The 19,109-nt window shown below is 42.1% G+C and carries 21 protein-coding genes, 1 tRNA gene and 1 other RNA gene; 15 read left to right on the forward strand and 8 right to left on the reverse strand.

The window, feature by feature from the left end:
* The first annotated feature begins 144 nt into the window (after positions 1-144).
* The 3 genes from glyQ to HF881_RS04725 all read left to right on the forward strand — a co-directional run bounded on the left by glyQ (position 145) and on the right by HF881_RS04725 (position 3,611).
* Positions 145-1,062 carry a glycine--tRNA ligase subunit alpha gene (gene glyQ / locus HF881_RS04715; RefSeq protein WP_000038733.1) on the forward strand — a complete coding sequence of 306 codons (918 nt, stop codon included), beginning with the start codon at positions 145-147 and terminating at the stop codon, positions 1,060-1,062.
* 212 nt (positions 1,063-1,274) lie between these two features.
* Entirely contained in the window at positions 1,275-3,311 is a 2,037-nt protein-coding gene (glyS, locus tag HF881_RS04720; RefSeq protein ID WP_125415049.1) for a glycine--tRNA ligase subunit beta, read from the forward strand.
* Between the two features lie 42 nt (positions 3,312-3,353).
* Positions 3,354-3,611, forward strand: a complete 258-nt coding sequence (locus HF881_RS04725) for a DUF896 family protein (RefSeq protein ID WP_000371301.1) — start codon at positions 3,354-3,356, stop codon at positions 3,609-3,611.
* A gap of 81 nt (positions 3,612-3,692) precedes the next feature.
* Here HF881_RS04725 and HF881_RS04730 read toward each other — a convergent pair whose 3' ends face one another.
* Genes HF881_RS04730 through HF881_RS04740 form a run of 3 tightly spaced genes read right to left on the reverse strand, consistent with a single transcriptional unit; the run spans position 3,693 to position 6,508 of the window.
* Positions 3,693-4,937: an NAD(P)H-dependent oxidoreductase gene (locus HF881_RS04730; RefSeq protein ID WP_169446661.1), complete on the reverse strand. Its 1,245-nt coding sequence runs from the start codon at positions 4,935-4,937 to the stop codon at positions 3,693-3,695.
* 17 nt (positions 4,938-4,954) lie between these two features.
* Positions 4,955-5,560: an NADPH-dependent FMN reductase gene (locus tag HF881_RS04735; RefSeq protein WP_169446662.1), complete on the reverse strand. Its 606-nt coding sequence runs from the start codon at positions 5,558-5,560 to the stop codon at positions 4,955-4,957.
* Between the two features lie 18 nt (positions 5,561-5,578).
* Complete coding sequence (locus HF881_RS04740; RefSeq protein WP_125398871.1) at positions 5,579-6,508, reverse strand: FAD:protein FMN transferase; 930 nt, start codon at positions 6,506-6,508, stop codon at positions 5,579-5,581.
* A 296-nt stretch (positions 6,509-6,804) separates the two neighbouring features.
* Here HF881_RS04740 and HF881_RS04745 point away from each other — a divergent pair, with 296 nt between their 5' ends.
* Entirely contained in the window at positions 6,805-8,184 is a 1,380-nt protein-coding gene (locus HF881_RS04745; protein WP_000036761.1) for an FAD-dependent oxidoreductase, read from the forward strand.
* A gap of 54 nt (positions 8,185-8,238) precedes the next feature.
* Here the strand turns inward: HF881_RS04745 and HF881_RS04750 are convergent, their stop codons facing one another.
* Both HF881_RS04750 and HF881_RS04755 read right to left on the reverse strand, forming a co-directional pair.
* A complete protein-coding gene (locus tag HF881_RS04750; protein WP_001097972.1) occupies positions 8,239-8,886 on the reverse strand; it encodes a hemolysin III family protein in 648 nt (215 codons plus the stop codon).
* Positions 8,883-9,329 carry a DUF1836 domain-containing protein gene (locus tag HF881_RS04755; protein ID WP_169446663.1) on the reverse strand — a complete coding sequence of 149 codons (447 nt, stop codon included), beginning with the start codon at positions 9,327-9,329 and terminating at the stop codon, positions 8,883-8,885. Before HF881_RS04755 ends, HF881_RS04750 begins: the two co-directional genes overlap by 4 nt.
* Positions 9,330-9,463: 134 nt before the next feature.
* Here HF881_RS04755 and HF881_RS04760 point away from each other — a divergent pair, with 134 nt between their 5' ends.
* From HF881_RS04760 to trxB, 7 genes are all read left to right on the forward strand, one after another.
* The gene (locus HF881_RS04760) at positions 9,464-9,958 is read left to right on the forward strand and encodes a GNAT family N-acetyltransferase (RefSeq protein ID WP_169446664.1); all 495 of its coding nucleotides are present in this window, start codon (positions 9,464-9,466) and stop codon (positions 9,956-9,958) included.
* Positions 9,955-10,470, forward strand: a complete 516-nt coding sequence (locus HF881_RS04765; RefSeq protein WP_169446665.1) for a methylated-DNA--[protein]-cysteine S-methyltransferase — start codon at positions 9,955-9,957, stop codon at positions 10,468-10,470. The genes HF881_RS04760 and HF881_RS04765 overlap by 4 nt, the downstream gene beginning before the upstream one ends.
* A gap of 12 nt (positions 10,471-10,482) precedes the next feature.
* Positions 10,483-10,839 carry an arsenate reductase family protein gene (locus tag HF881_RS04770; RefSeq protein WP_169446666.1) on the forward strand — a complete coding sequence of 119 codons (357 nt, stop codon included), beginning with the start codon at positions 10,483-10,485 and terminating at the stop codon, positions 10,837-10,839.
* 156 nt (positions 10,840-10,995) lie between these two features.
* On the forward strand, positions 10,996-11,796 hold the full coding sequence (locus tag HF881_RS04775; protein WP_169446667.1) for an amino acid ABC transporter permease: 801 nt from the start codon (positions 10,996-10,998) through the stop codon (positions 11,794-11,796).
* Positions 11,796-12,539, forward strand: a complete 744-nt coding sequence (locus HF881_RS04780) for an amino acid ABC transporter ATP-binding protein (RefSeq protein WP_169446668.1) — start codon at positions 11,796-11,798, stop codon at positions 12,537-12,539. Before HF881_RS04775 ends, HF881_RS04780 begins: the two co-directional genes overlap by 1 nt.
* Positions 12,540-12,616: 77 nt before the next feature.
* Positions 12,617-12,841, forward strand: a complete 225-nt coding sequence (locus HF881_RS04785; protein WP_000926602.1) for a DUF4059 family protein — start codon at positions 12,617-12,619, stop codon at positions 12,839-12,841.
* A gap of 65 nt (positions 12,842-12,906) precedes the next feature.
* Entirely contained in the window at positions 12,907-13,818 is a 912-nt protein-coding gene (gene trxB, locus HF881_RS04790) for a thioredoxin-disulfide reductase (RefSeq protein WP_169446669.1), read from the forward strand.
* A gap of 144 nt (positions 13,819-13,962) precedes the next feature.
* On the opposite strand, the gene rlmB is transcribed toward trxB, so the two are convergent.
* Both rlmB and def read right to left on the reverse strand, forming a co-directional pair.
* Entirely contained in the window at positions 13,963-14,691 is a 729-nt protein-coding gene (gene rlmB / locus HF881_RS04795) for a 23S rRNA (guanosine(2251)-2'-O)-methyltransferase RlmB (protein WP_000855742.1), read from the reverse strand.
* A 44-nt stretch (positions 14,692-14,735) separates the two neighbouring features.
* Positions 14,736-15,347, reverse strand: coding sequence for a peptide deformylase (gene def / locus HF881_RS04800; RefSeq protein WP_001272959.1), 612 nt, complete (start codon positions 15,345-15,347; stop codon positions 14,736-14,738).
* 155 nt (positions 15,348-15,502) lie between these two features.
* Here def and HF881_RS04805 point away from each other — a divergent pair, with 155 nt between their 5' ends.
* From HF881_RS04805 to ssrA, 4 genes are all read left to right on the forward strand, one after another.
* Positions 15,503-16,813, forward strand: coding sequence for a CapA family protein (locus HF881_RS04805; RefSeq protein WP_169446670.1), 1,311 nt, complete (start codon positions 15,503-15,505; stop codon positions 16,811-16,813).
* Between the two features lie 21 nt (positions 16,814-16,834).
* A complete protein-coding gene (locus tag HF881_RS04810; RefSeq protein ID WP_169446671.1) occupies positions 16,835-17,662 on the forward strand; it encodes an HAD family hydrolase in 828 nt (275 codons plus the stop codon).
* 1 nt (position 17,663) lies between these two features.
* The gene (locus HF881_RS04815; RefSeq protein WP_065371701.1) at positions 17,664-18,299 is read left to right on the forward strand and encodes an SGNH/GDSL hydrolase family protein; all 636 of its coding nucleotides are present in this window, start codon (positions 17,664-17,666) and stop codon (positions 18,297-18,299) included.
* Between the two features lie 58 nt (positions 18,300-18,357).
* Positions 18,358-18,705: a transfer-messenger RNA gene (gene ssrA, locus HF881_RS04820) on the forward strand.
* Positions 18,706-18,860: 155 nt separating this feature from the next.
* On the opposite strand, the gene HF881_RS04825 is transcribed toward ssrA, so the two are convergent.
* A tRNA-Ser gene (locus HF881_RS04825) sits at positions 18,861-18,948 on the reverse strand.
* Positions 18,949-19,109 lie beyond the last annotated feature (161 nt).

Consider the following 19,109-nt stretch of genomic DNA (forward strand, 5'->3'; position numbering starts at 1 on the left):
AGTGGCATAGACCTCCTTACAGTCGGGCTGCCCCACGATCAGCACTAGAGTGCCTGAGCTAGACGCAGTACTAACTCGTCTTGCCTCGTATGATCGACGAGGCAGACTCGTGTCGCAAGTAATTTATAAAAAAAGGAGTAAACAATGTCTAAGAAATTAACATTTCAAGAAATTATTTTGACTTTGCAACAATTTTGGAATGACCAAGGTTGTATGCTCATGCAGGCTTATGACAATGAAAAAGGTGCGGGGACAATGAGTCCTTACACTTTCCTTCGTGCTATCGGGCCTGAGCCATGGAATGCGGCTTATGTGGAGCCATCACGTCGTCCTGCTGACGGTCGTTACGGGGAAAATCCTAACCGTCTTTACCAACACCACCAATTCCAAGTGGTCATGAAGCCATCTCCATCAAATATTCAAGAACTTTACCTTGAGTCTTTGGAAAAATTGGGAATCAATCCATTGGAACATGATATCCGCTTCGTTGAGGACAACTGGGAAAATCCATCGACTGGTTCAGCTGGTCTTGGTTGGGAAGTTTGGCTTGACGGGATGGAAATCACTCAGTTCACTTATTTCCAACAAGTTGGTGGATTGGCAACTGGTCCTGTGACTGCGGAAGTTACTTATGGTTTGGAACGCTTGGCTTCTTATATTCAGGAAGTAGATTCTGTCTATGATATCGAGTGGGCTGATGGTGTAAAATACGGAGAAATCTTCATCCAGCCTGAGTACGAGCATTCAAAATATTCATTTGAGATTTCAGACCAGGAAATGTTGCTTGAAAACTTTGATAAGTTTGAAAAAGAAGCTGGTCGTGCCTTAGAGGAAGGCTTGGTTCACCCTGCCTATGACTATGTTCTCAAATGTTCACATACCTTTAACTTGCTTGACGCGCGTGGTGCCGTATCTGTAACCGAGCGTGCAGGCTATATCGCTCGTATTCGTAACTTGGCCCGTGTCGTAGCCAAAACCTTTGTCGCAGAACGCAAACGCCTAGGCTACCCACTTTTAGACGAGGCAACACGAGCTAAACTCTTAGCAGAAGACGCAGAGTAAAGAGAGTGACAGTTTACGAAAATGGGCGAACAGAGTGAGCCCTGAGCCAAGTTGCCACAGTGATGAAGGTATCCTTAGTGATGCTAAGGATACTAGGCAAAATTGGAGACTTTTGGCTCCAATTTTAGCAATGAAACGACGAAGTCGGTTGCTTGCGTGCCAATCACATAAGACAAACTGGAAAATAAAAAGATACTTTTCGGAGAAAAAATATGACAAAAAACTTATTAGTAGAACTCGGTCTTGAAGAGTTACCAGCCTACGTAGTAACTCCAAGCGAAAAACAACTAGGTGAAAAAATGACCGCCTTCCTCAAGGAAAACCGCCTTTCCTTTGAAGCCATTCAAACCTTCTCAACACCACGTCGTTTGGCTGTTCGTGTGACTAGTCTTGCAGACAAACAGTCTGATTTGACAGAAGATTTCAAGGGTCCGGCAAAGAAAATTGCACTGGATAGTGATGGAAACTTCACCAAAGCAGCTCAAGGATTTGTCCGTGGGAAAGGCTTGACAGTTGAAGATATTGAATTCCGTGAAATCAAGGGTGAAGAATATGTCTATGTTACCAAGGAAGAAGTGGGTAAACCAGTTGAAGCCATTGTTCCTGGTGTAGTAGACGTCTTGAAGTCACTGATATTCCCTGTCAGCATGCACTGGGCTAACAATACTTTTGAATATATCCGCCCTGTACACACTTTGACAGTTCTCTTGGACGAACAAGAGTTTGATTTGGATTTCCTTGATATCAAGGGTGGGCGTGTGAGTCGCGGCCATCGTTTCTTGGGACAAGAAACTAAGATTCAGTCAGCATTGAGCTACGAAGAAGACCTTCGTGAACAGTTTGTAATCGCAGATCCTCGTGAACGTGAACAAATGATTGTTGATCAAATCAAGGAAATTGAGGCAAAACATGGTGTTAGCATCGAAATTGATGCCGACTTGCTTAACGAGGTATTGAACCTGGTTGAATACCCAACTGCCTTTATGGGAAGTTTTGATGCCAAATACCTTGAAGTTCCAGAAGAAGTCTTGGTGACTTCGATGAAGGAACACCAACGTTATTTCGTTGTTCGTGATCAAGACGGTAAACTCTTGCCAAACTTTATTTCTGTTCGTAATGGAAACGCAGAGCATTTGGGAAATGTCATCAAGGGTAATGAAAAAGTCTTAGTTGCCCGCTTGGAAGACGGAGAATTCTTCTGGCGTGAAGACCAAAAATTGGTCATTTCAGATCTTGTTGAAAAATTGAACCAGGTGACCTTCCATGAAAAGATTGGTTCCCTTCGTGAACACATGATTCGTACAGGTCAGATTGCCGTCCTTTTGGCGGAAAAAGCTGGTTTATCAGTGGATGAAACGATTGATCTTGCCCGCGCAGCAGCCATTTACAAGTTTGACTTGTTGACAGGTATGGTTGGTGAGTTTGATGAGCTACAAGGGATTATGGGTGAGAAATATGCCCTTCTTGCTGGTGAAACTCCAGCAGTTGCAGCTGCCATTCGTGAACACTACATGCCTACATCAGCCGAAGGAGAGCTTCCAGAGAGCAAGGTGGGGGCAGTGCTTGCCATTGCAGACAAATTGGATACGATTTTGAGTTTCTTCTCAGTAGGTTTGATTCCATCAGGTTCTAATGACCCTTATGCCCTTCGTCGTGCGACGCAAGGTGTGGTACGTATCTTGGATGCCTTTGGTTGGTACATTGCTATGGATGAGTTGATTGATAGCCTTTATGCTTTGAAATTTGACAGCTTGACTTATGAAAATAAAGCAGAGGTTATGGACTTTATCAAGGCTCGTGTTGATAAGATGATGGGTTCTACTCCAAAAGACATTAAGGAAGCGGTTCTTGCAAGTTCGAACTTTGTCGTGGCGGATATGTTGGAAGCAGCAAGTGCTCTTGTAGAAGCAAGCAAGGAAGAAAACTTCAAGCCGTCTGTTGAATCTCTCTCTCGTGCTTTCAACTTGGCTGAGAAAGCGGAAGGATATGAAACAGTTGATCCTGCTCTCTTTGAAAATGAAGAAGAGAAAGCCTTGGCGGAAGCAGTAGAGTCACTCGTTTTATCAGGGACTGCAAGTCAGCAATTAGAACAACTCTTTGCGCTTAGTCCAGTTATTGATGCTTTCTTTGAGAATACTATGGTAATGACCGATGATCAAGATATTCGTCAAAATCGATTGGCCATCTTGTCGCAATTAACCAATAAAGCAGTGAAACTTGCACGTTTCAACCAAATTAATACCAAGTAAAATCTGTTAAACGGATTAAATCTTATCATAAAGGAGAGAAACATGGATCCTAAAAAAATTGATCGTATTAACGAGCTTGCTAAAAAGAAAAAAACAGAAGGCTTAACTTCTGCTGAAAAAGTGGAACAAGCTAAACTTCGTGAGGAGTACATTGAAGGCTATCGTCGTTCTGTTCGCCACCACATTGAAGGAATCAAAATTGTCGACGAAGAAGGAAATGACGTCACACCAGAAAAACTACGTCAGGTACAACGTGAAAAAGGTTTGCACGGCCGTAGTTTAGATGATCCTAACTCATAAAATGAAAGGGGGGTGTAGATGATTTACAAGCCCCTTTTCTGTTGTAATAAAAAAGGAGCCATTTGGCTCCTTTTTGGTTTCTTAGTTGCTTGCACCAGAAGTGGCGTCGGCGTCACCACCATGGCCTCCAGCGTCCCCCGAATCAGAAGCGCCAGAAGTAGCATCTGCGTCTCCATGACCTCCGGCAGCAGGAGCAAATGGTCCGCTACCACCCACCAAACGTTGACCAGTCTCTTTTAGGTACCATTCAAGCCATGGTTGGAAGTTAAAGACGATTTCATTGATTCCAGCGTAAGATCCATCAGGATAGTACATTGCTTGGTAGTTGTGGGTGTTGATAACACCTGCAGGAGAACCTGGAACGATCGTACGGACGTATTCTTGGTTTCCGTTGCGAAGTGTTCCGATGACCCACTCTACATTCTTCATACGTGCTGGTGGAAGAGAATTGTGAACAGTCGACATACGGTTACCTGATTGAGGTGGTACACGTTTGGCAAACATGGTGTCTGGATCTTGGTGAGCGTTGTTGTAGTAGAGGAATTGGTTGTTATCGTCAGCGTATGTCAATTCAAATGGCATAGCTTTCAAGAACATATCGATTTGGTTAACTGTTAGGATACCGTGGTCCAATTTGACATAGGTATCACCAGAAACAGCACCAGTGATTGCTGCAACTTTTTCCACCCATTCTGGATCGTCAGGGTCAACTTCTGTAATGGTTGTAGCAATTGGTTTTCCACAATCCAAGTCTTCTGGTTCGATTGGTTTTGGTTTTTTCAATTTTGAAACGACTCCTACGTATTTTACAAAGTTATCTAAGCAAGTTTCAAGGAATTTAACAGTTCCTTCGTTGGTGATGTTTCCGTCGTTATCAAAAGCTTCCTTGGCTTTACCAAGAAGGAATTCGTTACCTGGAAGCGTGTAGGCATTAACACCTGGAGCATCAAGGATTTTACGAAGGTGAACTTGGGCACGTGATGTTCCTTGGTCGTAGTATGATGCACCCACAATCATAACAGGTTTGTTTTCAAATGGATGAACTTCGTATGAAAGCCATTCAAGTACAGATTTGAGTGAAGCTGAGATAGTGTGGTTGTGCTCAGGAGTGGCGATAATGACACCATCAGCACGTGTAATTTTGTTATACAAGAAGCGTAATTGGAAACTGTCGTCCCATTTTTCGTCTTGGTTAAACATTGGAACTTCGTCGATTTCAAGAACTTCTAGTTCAAATTTAAATTTGAAATTGCGACGGATAAATTCCAAGAGTTTGCGGTTATATGATTGATCGTAGTTTGATCCAACAAGTCCAACAAATTTCATTCTTTCGGTCTCCTATCTTACAAATTTTCCCAGTCAAATTCTTCTGCATCTTTGCGAAGCAATTCTTGTGCATTGCGCAATTTCTCAGTAATCTTCACAAAGATACGGAAGTCATCAAAGATGGCATCCAATTTCTTGATAACATCAAGGTCAACCAAGTCTCCACTTGGGTTAAATGCTTGAAGAGAGTGAGAAAGCAAGAATTCATCTGGAAGAACATTTGCCTTAATTTCAGGAGCGTTCAAGATTTGACGAAGTTGCAATTGGGCACGAGATGAACCAAGTGTACCATAAGAAGCACCAGTAATCATGATTGGTTTGTTCAAAAGTGGGTAGATACCGTAAGATAGCCAAGCAAGAGCGCTCATCAAAACTGCAGGGATAGAGTGGTCGTACTCAGGAGTACCGATAATCACACCGTCAGATGCTTCAATTTTAGCTGCAATCTCAAGAATTTCAGCTGGAAGTTGCTTATCTGCTGGTTTGTTGAAAATAGGGATATCCTTGATTTCAACGAGTTCAATTTCAGCTTTATCAGCAAAGTGTTTTTGCATGTATTGGAGCAATTGGCGGTTTGTAGAACGTTTAGAGTTCGTTCCAACAATGGCAATAAGTTTTAGCATGAGATTTCCTTTCTCTTTTTACATAATACAATTTTGAAGGCCTGAAGAACATGCAATGCGTCCCTCTTTGTCGATGAGAATGGCTTCAATACCATCTAAACTTTCGACTTGCCAGAGGATAGAAGCGCTTCGTTCTCCGAAAAGGCGCGTTGTCCAAATCTCACCATCAACGGATTTATCAGAGATAATCGTTAGGCTAGCGAGTTCGGTTTCGACAGGGAATCCTGTCTTACTATCAAAAATATGGTGATAGTCTTTTCCATCTACTGTCAGGTGGCGTTCATAGATACCTGAAGTGACAACGGATTTGTTAGAAGCAGGAATGGTTAGGAGATGATTGCCACGAGGATTTCGCGGATCCTGAATGCCGATCTGCCAGGCTTTCCCTTCTTTGGCTTGGTTATTCCCGATGGTGAGGATATTTCCTCCGAGATTGATCAGGGCAGAGGTGACACCGTGTGTTTTTAAATACTGGGCAACCTTATCTGCACTATAGCCCTTAGCCAAACAACCTAGATCGAGCTTCATTCCTTTCTTCTCTAAAAAGACAGTAGAGCTAGTCGGATCTAACTTGATAAAATGTGGGTCAACTAGAGGCAAGACGGCTTCGATTTCATTTGGCTTTGGAAGCCGAGCATCTGAAAAACCAATTCGCCAGGTTTGAATCAAGGGACCAATACTGATGTTGAGATGGCTAGAGGGAGCTAGGCTATGCTCTAGTCCAAGAGCAATCAGTTCAAATAGGTCAGGATGAACCTTGACAGGTGCGATTCCAGCCTGGTAGTTGATTTCCATCAGTTCGGATTCTTGACTGTTGGCGTTGAAGCGGTATTCGAGCTCTTTGAGCAAGTCAAAAGCCCCTTGAAGCAGGGTTTCTGCCCGCTCATCTACTAATGAAATGGTGATAGTTGTTCCCATTAGCCGTTCAGAGTGCGAACGAAGAGGCAAGCTACCAGCTCCTTTCTCTTTATAGGAAATCATTCAATATAAGTTAGTTAAAGAAAAATTAAACCCCTTACATTTTCTTTCCATGTATCTAGCATACCATAAAGTCAGCGTTTTCACAAATAAATTTTAACAAAAGTCAAGAAATATGCTTAAAAATTGGAAGGAAATGAAACAAATAATATAGTAAAGAATAATTTTTTCTGAAAAAAAGAGAATTCCAAGCAAATACCTTGTAAACGCTAACAGCAAATGATATACTAGAGGGGTAAATTAAATTTTAAAGGTGGAATTATTCTATGAGTAAAATCGTTGTAGTTGGTGCTAACCACGCTGGTACAGCATGTATCAACACTATGTTGGACAACTTTGGACATGAAAATGAAATCGTAGTATTTGACCAAAACTCAAATATTTCATTCCTTGGTTGTGGAATGGCTCTTTGGATCGGGGAACAAATCGACGGCCCAGAAGGTCTCTTCTACTCTGATAAAGAAAAATTGGAAGCAAAAGGTGCTAAAGTTTACATGAACTCACCAGTTCTTTCAATTGACTACGATAACAAAGTTGTGACTGCAGAAGTTGAAGGTAAAGAACACAAAGAGTCTTATGATAAATTGATCTTTGCAACTGGTTCAACTCCAATCTTGCCTCCAATCGAAGGTGTTGAAATCGTTAAGGGCAACCGCGAATTCAAAGCAACTCTTGAAAATGTACAATTTGTTAAATTGTACCAAAACGCTGAAGAAGTTATTGAAAAACTTGAAGACAAGAGCAAACACCTTGAGCGCATTGCCGTTGTTGGTGGTGGTTACATCGGTGTTGAGCTTGCTGAAGCTTTCGAGCGTCTTGGAAAAGAAGTGGTTCTGGTAGATATCGTAGATACTGTCTTGAACGGTTACTATGACAAAGACTTCACACAAATGATGGCGAAGAACTTGGAAGACCACAACATCCGCTTGGCTCTTGGTCAAACAGTTAAAGCCATCCAAGGTGATGGAAAAGTTGAACGCTTGGTAACAGACAAAGAAACATTTGATGTGGATATGGTGGTTCTTGCCGTTGGTTTCCGCCCTAACACAGCTCTTGCTGATGGTAAGATTGAGCTCTTCCGCAACGGTGCCTTCCTTGTAGATAAGAAACAAGAAACATCTATCCCAGGTGTATACGCTGTTGGTGACTGTGCAACTGTTTATGACAATGCTCGTAAAGATACAAGCTACATCGCTCTTGCATCTAACGCTGTACGTACTGGTATCGTTGGTGCTTATAATGCTTGTGGACACGAACTTGAAGGAATCGGTGTACAAGGATCAAACGGTATCTCTATCTACGGTCTTCACATGGTTTCGACTGGTTTGACTCTTGAAAAAGCCAAAGCTGCAGGCTATAATGCAACTGAAACTGGCTTTAACGATCTTCAAAAACCAGAATTTATCAAACATGACAACCACGAAGTTGCCATCAAGATTGTCTTTGACAAAGACAGCCGCGAAATCCTTGGTGCACAAATGGTTTCACATGATGCTGCTATCAGTATGGGAATCCACATGTTCTCACTTGCTATCCAAGAGCATGTAACAATTGACAAGTTGGCCTTGACAGACCTATTCTTCTTGCCACACTTCAACAAACCATATAACTACATCACAATGGCTGCACTTACAGCTGAAAAATAATAGAAACATTATTTGATATGAAAACAAAAAGTTGAGAAAAGATTCTCAACTTTTTTACATGTAATAAACAATCGCGATATATTGGAGTGCAGATGCCGCTAGGATAAAGAGATGCCAAATCATGTGGAAATAAGGTTTTTTCTTAGCGTAAAATCCAGCTCCAACTGTATAACAGAGTCCGCCAGTTACCATGAGACTCCAGAAAATTGGAGTTGTTTGACTGATAATGGCAGGAATGATAGCTAGAACCAACCAGCCCATAATCAGGTAAAGGGCAAGGCTGAATTTCTCATTAACCTTTTTAGCAAAGATTTTATAGAGGATGCCAAAGATGGTTGTTCCCCACTGAATGGCAATGATCAGATAGCCAAACCAGTTATTCATCAAGGTCAAGACGACAGGCGTATAAGAGCCTGCGATAGCCACGTAAATCATAGAATGGTCAATGATTCGCAAGACGTATTTGTGAGTCGAACCATAGGCCATAGAGTGGTAAATGGTTGACGAGAGGAACATGAGAAATAGACTGATAACAAAGATAGAAACGCCAAAAGACGATAAAAATCCATGTGCTTCATAACTATAGGTGGATGAAATAGGGAGTAAGATGAGCATGATGACGGCACCGACAGCATGGGTCACGCTGTTGGCAATTTCTTCTCCAAAACTGAGCTTTTTACTGAGTTTTAGGCTAGTATTCATTGGGATACCTCCTCTTCTTTGTTAAGGATTAAGTCTAGAGTTTGATGATAGAGTTTAACCGTTTGACAGCTAGTTTGGATAATAGGATTTTCTGGATCGATTCCTTGGTTCATGTAGTCCACAAAAGCATCGTAGAGCTGGTCTGAACTCGCTTGAGTTTGTAGAGTATTAAGTGTCTGAGCGATTTCTTGAATCGAAAAGACAGATTTGAGAGTAGTGATAGCAATCAAACGGGCAATCTGTTTGCGTTGGTATTTCTTCTTGTCAGGCTTTGTCAAGTAACCATGTTTGACATAGTTATTGACCATGGATGCTGTTAACCCCTTGTCTTTATCTGGAGAGATAGGGGCACAGACTTGATTGACATAAAGTAAAACCTGATCCAGATAGAGGTCAATGTTTGGAATGTCTTCCCATTTTGGGTAGGAAAAGTTAGAATTCATTTCCAACTCCTTTTTATCTAGTTTCAATAACTAGATTATAAAATAATAAAAAACAAAAGTCAAGTTTCAACTGCTTGTAGAAAGCCCTAAATTATGCTATGATGAGAGAAACTAGTTAGAAATGAGGGGAAAAGATGGAGATTCGCTTAGCTTTTCCAAACGAAGTAGATGCAATCATGCAGGTGATGGAGGATGCCAAAAAGTGTTTAGCCGAGTCTGGCAGTGACCAGTGGCAAAATGGCTATCCAAATGCTGACATCATTATTGATGATATTATCTCTGGTCAAGCCTATGTAGCCTTGGAAGAAGGAGAATTACTAGCCTATGCTGCTGTGACCAAGAGTCCTGAGGAAGCCTATGAAGCGATTTATGAAGGAAGTTGGCAGAGGGGAGAGTCAGAATATCTGATCTTTCACCGTATCGCTGTGGCAGCAGATGTCCAAGGACAAGGGGTTGCTCAGACTTTCCTAGAAGGCTTGATTGAAGGTTTTGATTATCTAGATTTTCGTTCAGATACGCATGCAGAAAACAAGACCATGCAGCATATCTTTGAAAAGCTAGGCTTCCAACAGGTTGGTAAGGTTCCAGTTGATGGGGAACGTTTGGCCTATCAGAAATTAAAAAAATGAAGCAGAATAAGTACGTAAAAATGCTCTACCCGTCGCCAATTGGGACCTTATCCTTAGTTGCTGACGAGCAATATCTGTATGGAATTTGGGTGCAGGACCAGAAGCATTTTGAGAGGGGATTAGGAGATAAAACAATAGAAGAGGTTGTTAATCATCCTGTATTAGAGCAAGTTATTTCCTATTTAGATACCTATTTCGAAGGCAGTGTTCAGGACCTATCAGACTTACCTTTGGCTCCTATTGGAACGGATTTTGAAAAGCGAGTCTGGACTTATTTACAGGCCATTCCTTATGGTCAGACAGTAACTTACGGACAAATAGCGCAAGACCTGCAAGTGGCTTCTGCTCAAGCGATTGGCGGAGCAGTGGGGCGTAATCCTTGGTCCATACTCGTACCCTGCCATCGTGTGCTGGGATCAGGCAATCGTCTGACAGGCTATGCATCTGGAGTCGAAAAGAAAGCCTGGCTCTTGCAACATGAAGGTGCAGCATTTCAAGAAAATAAAAAATAGAAAGAAAATAAGATGTTAGAATTTATCGAATATCCAAAATGTTCAACTTGTAAGAAAGCAAAAAATGAATTGGATAAACTTGGACTGGAATACCAAGATGTCCACATCGTAGAAGAAACACCAAGTGAGGACGTGATTTTGAAGTGGTTGGAAACTTCCGGTTTTGAAGTGAAACAATTTTTCAATACTAGCGGGATTAAATACCGCGAACTGGGCCTAAAAGATAAGGTGGGAAGTTTGTCAAAACAAGAAGCAGCCAAGCTTCTAGCCAGTGATGGCATGTTATTGAAACGTCCAATTCTGGTGGAAAACGGTGCTGTGAAACAAATCGGCTATAGAAAATCATACGGGGAACTGGGATTGAAATAGTTTTTATCTATCTCCTTGATAGGTAAAATATATGGCTTCCCTGTTTTAAAGTGTGATAAACTAGAAGGTAGACAAAGTCTGCTTTACCCGTAGCAAATAATTTGCTTGCGAGCAGAAGTATGGTAGAATGAATCATTATCAGGAGAGGATGTTTTTATGACTGTTACAACATTTTTAGCATCAGATTGGTACCAAAGTTTGATGCAACTCATTCCGGATGGTAAGCTCTTTAGTTTGCGTTCGGTCTTTGATGGAATTCCAAGGATTGTCCAGCAACTGCCTACAACCTTGATGTTGACGCTTGGAGGTGCACTCTTTGGTCTGATACTTGCCTTGATTTTTGCCATTGTTAAGATCAATCGTGTTAAGATTCTATATCCCTTGCAGGCCTTTTTCGTCAGCTTCTTAAAAGGTACCCCAATCCTAGTTCAACTTATGTTGACCTACTACGGAATTCCTTTAGCACTGAAAGCTATCAACCAGCAATGGGGCACTGGTTTCAATATCAATGCGATTCCAGCGGCACTTTTTGCGATTGTGGCCTTTGCTTTTAATGAGGCGGCTTATGCAAGTGAAACGATTCGTGCAGCTATTCTTTCTGTTAATCCAGGTGAAATTGAGGCGGCGCGTAGTTTGGGTATGACGCGAGCTCAAGTTTACCGCCGCGTGATTATTCCCAATGCTGCGGTGGTAGCGACACCAACCTTGATCAACTCCCTCATCGGTTTGACCAAGGGAACTTCTCTAGCCTTTAGTGCGGGTGTTGTCGAAGTTTTTGCTCAGGCTCAGATTTTGGGTGGAGCAGATTACCGCTATTTTGAACGGTTTATCTCTGTTGCTCTCGTTTATTGGGTGGTCAATATCGGAATTGAAAGTCTCGGTCGCTTTATCGAGAAGAAAATGGCCATTTCAGCGCCGGATGCAGTAACTACAGATGTGAAAGGAGACCTTCGTTAATGATTAAGATTTCGAATTTAAGCAAATCCTTTTCAGGTCAGACTGTCTTGGATCATCTAGACTTGGATATCCAAAAGGGAGAAGTGGTTGCCTTGATTGGTTCATCTGGAGCAGGGAAATCAACTTTTTTGCGAAGCCTCAACTATCTTGAAACACCTGACAGTGGCTCTATTCAGATAGATGATTTCTCAGTTGATTTCTCTAAAATTACTCAAGAAGAAATCCTTGCTCTACGCCGCAAGCTATCCATGGTTTTTCAACAGTTCAATTTGTTTGAACGCCGAACAGCCCTTGACAATGTCAAGGAAGGCTTGGTTGTTGTCAAGAAATTATCGGACGAGGAAGCAACAAAAATCGCCAAGGAAGAGTTGGCCAAGGTTGGTCTTTCTGACCGTGAACAGCATTACCCTCGCCACTTATCAGGTGGGCAAAAGCAACGGGTTGCCCTCGCTCGTGCGCTTGCTATGAAACCAGATGTCTTGCTCTTGGACGAGCCCACTTCAGCCCTTGACCCAGAACTGGTCGGCGAAGTAGAGAAGTCTATCGCAGACGCTGCCAAGTCAGGTCAAACTATGATTTTGGTCAGTCATGACATGTCTTTTGTAGCCCAAGTGGCAGATAAGATTTTGTTCCTAGATAAGGGGAAAATCATCGAGTCAGGCACACCGGATGAAATCATCAATCATCCGAAAGAAGAACGGACAAAAGAATTCTTCGCTAGTTACAAACGGACTTATATTTGATATAATAGTAAAAGGAAAACTCAGTTAGGTGGACTAGCTGAGTTTACTCTTTAAAAAAGATAGAAACGAGAGAGATCATGCTGCTGCAACTATTTTCTTTATATTTCGAGAGTTTGATCTTAACGACCATTCTCGTCGTGATTTTTTTAGGGATTTGGATTGGATTGCGAGCTATGTCTGGTGTGGACAAGACAGCCAAGGCTCGCCAAGCTCATCTCTATGATATGATTATGATTGGGGTGTTGGTGATTCCAGTATTATCCTTTGCCGTCATGAGTCTCATTTTAGTTTTCAGAGCATAATGCTTGCTAAATAAACTTCAAACAGTTAGAATAAAGATAGTTACAACAAGAAAGAAGGAATCGAAATGTACGATACGATTATTGTCGGTGCTGGACCTGCGGGAATGACCGCTGCCTTATATGCTGCTCGAAGCAATCTGAAAGTGGCTTTGATTGAAGGTGGTCTGCCAGGCGGGCAAATGAATAACACATCTGATATTGAAAACTATCCAGGTTATGCTAACATCAGTGGCCCTGGATTGGCAGAGAAGATGTTTGAACCTCTTGAAAATCTTGGAGTAGAGCACCTTTATGGCTATGTTGAAAATATTGAAGACCAAGGTGACTATAAGAAGGTAATCACTGATGATCAAGTTTACGAAACCCGTACTGTCATCGTGGCAACTGGGTCAAAACACCGTCTCTTGGGAGTTCCCGGAGAAGAAGAACTGAATAGTCGTGGTGTTTCTTACTGCGCAGTCTGTGATGGTGCTTTCTTCCGTGATCAAGATTTGTTGGTAGTTGGTGGTGGAGATTCAGCGGTAGAAGAAGCCCTCTTCTTGACTCGCTTTGCCAAATCTGTCACTATAGTTCACCGTCGCGACCAACTTCGTGCCCAAAAGGTTTTGCAAGACCGTGCCTTTGCTAATGAGAAAGTCAACTTTATCTGGGATTCTGTAGTCAAGGAAATCAAAGGTGAAAACCGAGTAGAATCAGTTGTATTTGAAAATGTAAAGACGGGTCAAGTGACAGAGCAAGCCTTTGGAGGTGTCTTTATCTATGTTGGTTTGGATCCTGTTAGTGATTTTGTCAAGGACTTGAATATTCAAGATCAGGCAGGATGGATTGTGACAGACAACCACATGAAAACTAGCGTTGACGGTATCTTTGCGGTTGGGGATGTTCGCCAGAAAGACCTTCGCCAAGTGACAACAGCAGTTGGAGATGGGGCTATCGCTGGTCAAGAAGCCTACAAATTTATTACAGAACATAGTTAATACACTTCGAAAATCAAATTCAAACCACGTCAGCTTCGCCTTGCCGTACTCAAGTACTGTCTACAGCTAGCTTCCTAGTTTGCTCTTTGATTTTCATTGAGTATAATCATAAAAAAGTTTCCAATCACTTGATTGGAAACTTTTTTATAGTCGGTTTCGGAAAACTTCGTACATGAGAATGGCTGCAGCAACACTGGCATTGAGGCTTTGAACATGCCCATTCATGGGAATGGTAATCATCTCATCGACCTGTTTTTTGATGTTGCTAGAGATGCCTTTTCCTTCATTTCCGATGATGAGGGCAATTTTCCCTTTTGTATTCCATTTGTGGCAAGGGGTACCGTTCATATCCGTTCCAAAGGTCCAGAAACCTTCGTCCTTGAGTTTATCTAAGGTTTGACTGAGGTTGGTCACTCGGGCAATCGGTACATGCTCAATAGCCCCAGTAGCCGTTTTGGCAACGACTGGAGTTACACCGACAGCACGGTGCTTGGGAATGATGACACCTGAAACATTGGTCGCGTCAGCAGTTCTCAAGATAGAACCTAGATTATGGGGGTCAGTTAGACCATCCAGAATCAACAGAAGTGGATTTTCTTCTTGTCGTGTTTTGGCAAGAATGTGATCTAGCTCGCTATAGGCAAATTCGGAAACTCGAAGGACAAATCCTTGATGGACAGCACCTTCGGTCATTTCAGAGAGGGATTTTTTTGAAGTCCAAGAGATGGACACCTTCTTTTCTGTAGCCAGTTCCTTGACTTTCTCAACATTCTTTCCCCTTAGATCTTCTTGGAGATAGAGTTTGTTTCCTGTGTTTGCAAGGAGGGCTTCGGTAACGGCATGGACGCCATAGACAATATCATTTGTTTTCATGCCTCTATTATAACACAAAACCCCGTCTTGAAACGGGATTTTCTTTATTCGAGGATGAGGAGTCCATCTTTAACTGCAAATGGATCTTTCTCATTGATACGATCGTAAAACATGATTCCGTTTAGGTGGTCAATTTCATGTTGGACAACGATGGAGTTGTAGCCTTTGAGCTTGATACGGTGTTTTTCGCCGTCCTTGTCAAAGTAATCGACAGTGACGCGGGCATGGCGGACAACGTAGCCTGGCACGTTACGGTCAACAGATAGGCAACCTTCTCCTTCGCCAAGAGCAGCGTCCTGAACAGAGTGAGATACGATTTTTGGATTGTACATAACAGCTTGCAGATCGTAGGCTTCCTGTGGAGTTTCACCTTCTTCCACAATATTTGGGACCAAGACGGCAATAATACGTTTTGAGATATCCAGCTGGGGAGCAGCAAGTCCAACACCACCACGCAAGCCCATTTTCTCAGCCATAACAGGATCCTGAGAATGTTTGAGGAATTGCATCATCTTTTCACCAAGGATGATTTCCTGGTCAGACAGTGGGAAAGTGACCTCCTCAGCAACCGCGCGTAAAGTTGGATTTCCCTCACGGATAATATCGTTCATATCAATCAAATGAGCAGCTTTTGTAATACGTTCTATAGCAGACATTTTCTCTCCTTTCATTACCTCTACATGATAACACAAAATAGACGAGAAAGAAAGTCGCAGAAGTTTCTAAAAAATAATATAATAAACGATATTCCCCTTTTGTCTGTGGTATAATTAAAGAAAAGACTTGCATCAAGAAGCAAGGAGGGATAAAGATGGAAAAGCGACAAGATAGACGGTCTCGTGGTTCTCTTTATGGGGTGTGGAGAACTAGTGTTGGTTTCTTTCGAAATTATAAATCTTGGACCAATGCCCAGTTTGTTACGGTATTGCTACTTGCAGTTGCCTTGTCCATGGGGCTGAACTTGTTGGTTCGAGCAGTACAGGGTAACAAGATAACAAGTTCTAACAGTCAGACTACAACGTCTAGTCAATCCAAGGAAGATCAGTCTGGTGAAACGACGGCACGTATCATGGCAAATGGTGATCTTCTCTACCATATCCCCATCTACCGAACAGCTCTTAAAGAGGATGGAAGCTATGATTTCCATGAAAATTTTGAATATGTGAAACCATGGCTCAAGCAAGCAGATTTAGTGCTTGGTGATTTTGAAGGAACGGTGAACAAAGACCACTACTTGGCAGGTTATCCTCTCTTTAATGCACCTGGAGAAGTCATGGATGCTATCAAGGATGCAGGCTACCAAGTTCTAGACTTGGCTCACAACCACATCTTGGATTCTCAGATAGAGGGAGTAGTTTCAACGGCTCAAGCTATTGAAAAGGCAGGAATGACACCCATAGGAGTCTACACACATGAATCCCGTGACCAAGCTCCACTAGTTATCAAGGAAGTCAATGGGATCAAGGTAGCTCTCCTGGCCTATTCCTACGGTTTTAATGGCATTGAGCAGTATATCTCTCAAGAAGATTATAATCGCTATCTTTCTGATCTGAATGAAAATAAGATGAAGGCAGAAATCGAGCGTGCTGAGAAGGAAGCAGATATTACTGTCATTATGCCTCAGATGGGAATTGAGTACCAGCTAGAACCGACGGAAGAACAAAAAACACTGTACCACAAGATGATTGACTGGGGAGCTGATATTATCTTTGGAGGGCATCCTCACGTCGTTGAACCTGCTGAAACAGTTGAAAAAGATGGTGACAAAAAACTGATCATCTACTCCATGGGGAATTTCCTCTCAAACCAGCGCATTGAAACCATGCAAGATGAGGAAAATGCCAAGTGGACTGAGCGAGGAGTTCTCATGGATGTGACCATTAAGAAAAAAGATGGAAAGACAAGGATTGAAACTGCCAAAGCGCATCCGACTTGGGTTAATCGGACGCCTAAAGGAACATACTCTCCAGAAGGCTATCCGCTCCTCCTCTATCAGACCTATATCCTAGAGGACTTCATCGAGGGAGGCAGTCACCGTGATCAGTTGGATGAAGTGACCAAGGAACGAATTGACACAGCTTATAAAGAAATGAATGAACATGTAGGGTTGAAGTGGGACTAGCTTGAATCCAGAGGAAGTAAAATGACGATTAAGATTATTGCAACAGACATGGATGGAACCTTGTTGGATCCAAGAGGGCAACTGGACTTGCCACGTTTAGAAAAGATTTTAGACCAATTAGATGAACGAGGTATCCGTTTTGTCATTGCGACGGGGAATGAAATCCATCGTATGAGAGAACTATTGGGACACTTGGCTGAACGAGTGGTCCTAGTAGTTGCCAATGGGGCGCGAATTTTTGAAAACAATGAACTGATTCAAGCGCAGACCTGGGATGATGCTATGGTTGACAAGGCTTTAGTTCATTTTAAGGGGAGAGAGTGCCGAGATCAGTTTGTCGTAACTGGTATGAATGGTGGTTTTGTCAAGGAAGGCACTGTTTTTACAGAACTTGATAAATTTATGACTCCAGAGATGATTGAAAGACTCTATCAACGAATGAATTTTGTGGAAGATTTTCAATCAGACCTCTTTGGTGGAGTGCTTAAAATGAGTATGGTTGTCGGTGAAGAACGTTCTAGTTCTGTTTTGCAGGAAATCAATGACCTCTTTGATGGGCGTGTAAGAGCTGTTTCCAGCGGTTATGGTTGCATTGACATCCTCCAAGCCGGGATTCATAAAGCATGGGGATTGGAAGAATTACTCAAGCGCTGGGATTTGACATCGGAACAGATCATGGCTTTTGGTGATAGTGAAAATGATGTCGAAATGTTAGAGCTGGCTGGAATTGCCTATGCGATGGAAAATGCAGCTGATAATGTCAAGGCAGTTGCGACTGCCCTGGCACCAGCCAACAGCCAGGCGGGCGTTTATCAAGTTCTAGAGAATTGGTTAGAGAAAGAGGGATAGGGTGGCAGTACAGTTATTAGAGAATTGGCTCCTAAAAGAGCAGGAGAAGATTCAAACCAAGTATCGTGAATTGAATCAAGTTTCTGTCCTAGAGCCAGATGTAATTTTTATCGGCGATTCGATTGTGGAATATTATCCTCTACAAGAGTTGTTTGGGACTGCAAAGACGATTGTCAATCGTGGCATCCGAGGCTACCAGACGAAACTGTTATTAGAGAATCTAGATGCCCATCTTTATGGTGATGCTGTGGATCAAATTGTTCTCCTAATTGGGACAAATGATATTGGAAAAGATATTCCCATGAATGAAGCCTTGGATAATCTCGAGCGTGTAATCCAATCGATTGCCAGAGAATATCCGCTGTCACAAATAAAGCTCCTTTCCATTTTGCCAGTCAATGAGGGAGAGAAATACAAGCAGACAGTATATATTCGTACCAATGAAAAGATTAGAGAATGGAATCAAGCCTATGATGCTCTAGCATCCGCCTATGTGCAGGTAGATTTTGTGCCGATTTATGATAGTTTGGCAGATTCAGAAGGGCAACTTCAATCAGCCTATACAACGGATGGCCTCCATCTAAGTGTAGCCGGTTATCAAGCCTTATCAGAAGCCTTAAAAGGGGTTCTTTTCTAAAGAAACGGCTTGATTTTGCATTTTTTTTGAAGATAGGTTATAATAGTTCTAATATCCTGGGGTCGTTACGGATTCGACAGGCATTATGAGGCATATTTTGCAACCCGTGTGGCGACGTAAACGCTCAGTTAAATATAACTGCAAAAAATAACACTTCTTACGCTCTAGCTGCCTAAAAACCAGCAGGCGTGACCTGATTTGGATTGCTCGTGTTCAATGACAGGTCTTATGATTAGCGAGATACGATCAAGCCTTGTCTAGTGGTTTGATAAGAGATTAATAGACTCGCAGTTCCTAGGCTTGAGTTATGTGTCGAGGGACTGTTAAAACAATACATAACCTATGGTTGTAGACAAATATGTTGGCAGGTGTTTGGACGTGGGTTCGACTCCCACCGGCTCCATTATTCCTTTGCATTCTTTCGCATTCCTTGGTAAAACGTTGTTAAATCAACGTTTTTTATTTTTGTCTTTGGTATTCCTTGGTATTCTTTTGCGAAAAAAGGATACAACAAAGGATACAACATTTTTGTCGTATCCCCAAAATAATTTTTCTTTCCTACGGAAGACATGGGATTCGAACCCACGCACGCTGTTACACGCCTACCGCGTTTCCAACACGGCCTCTTAAGCCTCTTGAGTAATCTTCCAATACTTACTCAAATAGTCTACCATAAAGCCACTTATCTTGCAATAAAAATTTTGGAAATAAGAAAAATGATAGAATTTGAAAGAAAATGACAAATAATGCTTGACTTTGCCAGGAATTGTGCTAGAATGAATAGTGTAAACGATAACAGGAGGTGATTTA

The organism is Streptococcus sp. WB01_FAA12 (assembly GCF_012843315.1).
Classification (GTDB): Bacteria; Bacillota; Bacilli; order Lactobacillales; family Streptococcaceae; genus Streptococcus.

Excerpts from the sequence above, each read along its gene's own strand:
- glyQ (WP_000038733.1), top strand. The coding sequence starts at position 145 with ATGTCTAAGAAATTAACATTTCAAGAAATTATTTTGACTTTGCAACAA.
- glyS (WP_125415049.1), top strand. The coding sequence starts at position 1,275 with ATGACAAAAAACTTATTAGTAGAACTCGGTCTTGAAGAGTTACCAGCC.
- HF881_RS04725 (WP_000371301.1), top strand. The coding sequence starts at position 3,354 with ATGGATCCTAAAAAAATTGATCGTATTAACGAGCTTGCTAAAAAGAAA.
- HF881_RS04730 (WP_169446661.1), bottom strand. The coding sequence starts at position 4,937 with ATGAAATTTGTTGGACTTGTTGGATCAAACTACGATCAATCATATAAC.
- HF881_RS04735 (WP_169446662.1), bottom strand. The coding sequence starts at position 5,560 with ATGCTAAAACTTATTGCCATTGTTGGAACGAACTCTAAACGTTCTACA.
- HF881_RS04745 (WP_000036761.1), top strand. The coding sequence starts at position 6,805 with ATGAGTAAAATCGTTGTAGTTGGTGCTAACCACGCTGGTACAGCATGT.
- HF881_RS04750 (WP_001097972.1), bottom strand. The coding sequence starts at position 8,886 with ATGAATACTAGCCTAAAACTCAGTAAAAAGCTCAGTTTTGGAGAAGAA.
- HF881_RS04755 (WP_169446663.1), bottom strand. The coding sequence starts at position 9,329 with ATGAATTCTAACTTTTCCTACCCAAAATGGGAAGACATTCCAAACATT.
- HF881_RS04760 (WP_169446664.1), top strand. The coding sequence starts at position 9,464 with ATGGAGATTCGCTTAGCTTTTCCAAACGAAGTAGATGCAATCATGCAG.
- HF881_RS04765 (WP_169446665.1), top strand. The coding sequence starts at position 9,955 with ATGAAGCAGAATAAGTACGTAAAAATGCTCTACCCGTCGCCAATTGGG.
- HF881_RS04770 (WP_169446666.1), top strand. The coding sequence starts at position 10,483 with ATGTTAGAATTTATCGAATATCCAAAATGTTCAACTTGTAAGAAAGCA.
- HF881_RS04775 (WP_169446667.1), top strand. The coding sequence starts at position 10,996 with ATGACTGTTACAACATTTTTAGCATCAGATTGGTACCAAAGTTTGATG.
- HF881_RS04780 (WP_169446668.1), top strand. The coding sequence starts at position 11,796 with ATGATTAAGATTTCGAATTTAAGCAAATCCTTTTCAGGTCAGACTGTC.
- HF881_RS04785 (WP_000926602.1), top strand. The coding sequence starts at position 12,617 with ATGCTGCTGCAACTATTTTCTTTATATTTCGAGAGTTTGATCTTAACG.
- trxB (WP_169446669.1), top strand. The coding sequence starts at position 12,907 with ATGTACGATACGATTATTGTCGGTGCTGGACCTGCGGGAATGACCGCT.
- rlmB (WP_000855742.1), bottom strand. The coding sequence starts at position 14,691 with ATGAAAACAAATGATATTGTCTATGGCGTCCATGCCGTTACCGAAGCC.
- def (WP_001272959.1), bottom strand. The coding sequence starts at position 15,347 with ATGTCTGCTATAGAACGTATTACAAAAGCTGCTCATTTGATTGATATG.
- HF881_RS04805 (WP_169446670.1), top strand. The coding sequence starts at position 15,503 with ATGGAAAAGCGACAAGATAGACGGTCTCGTGGTTCTCTTTATGGGGTG.
- HF881_RS04810 (WP_169446671.1), top strand. The coding sequence starts at position 16,835 with ATGACGATTAAGATTATTGCAACAGACATGGATGGAACCTTGTTGGAT.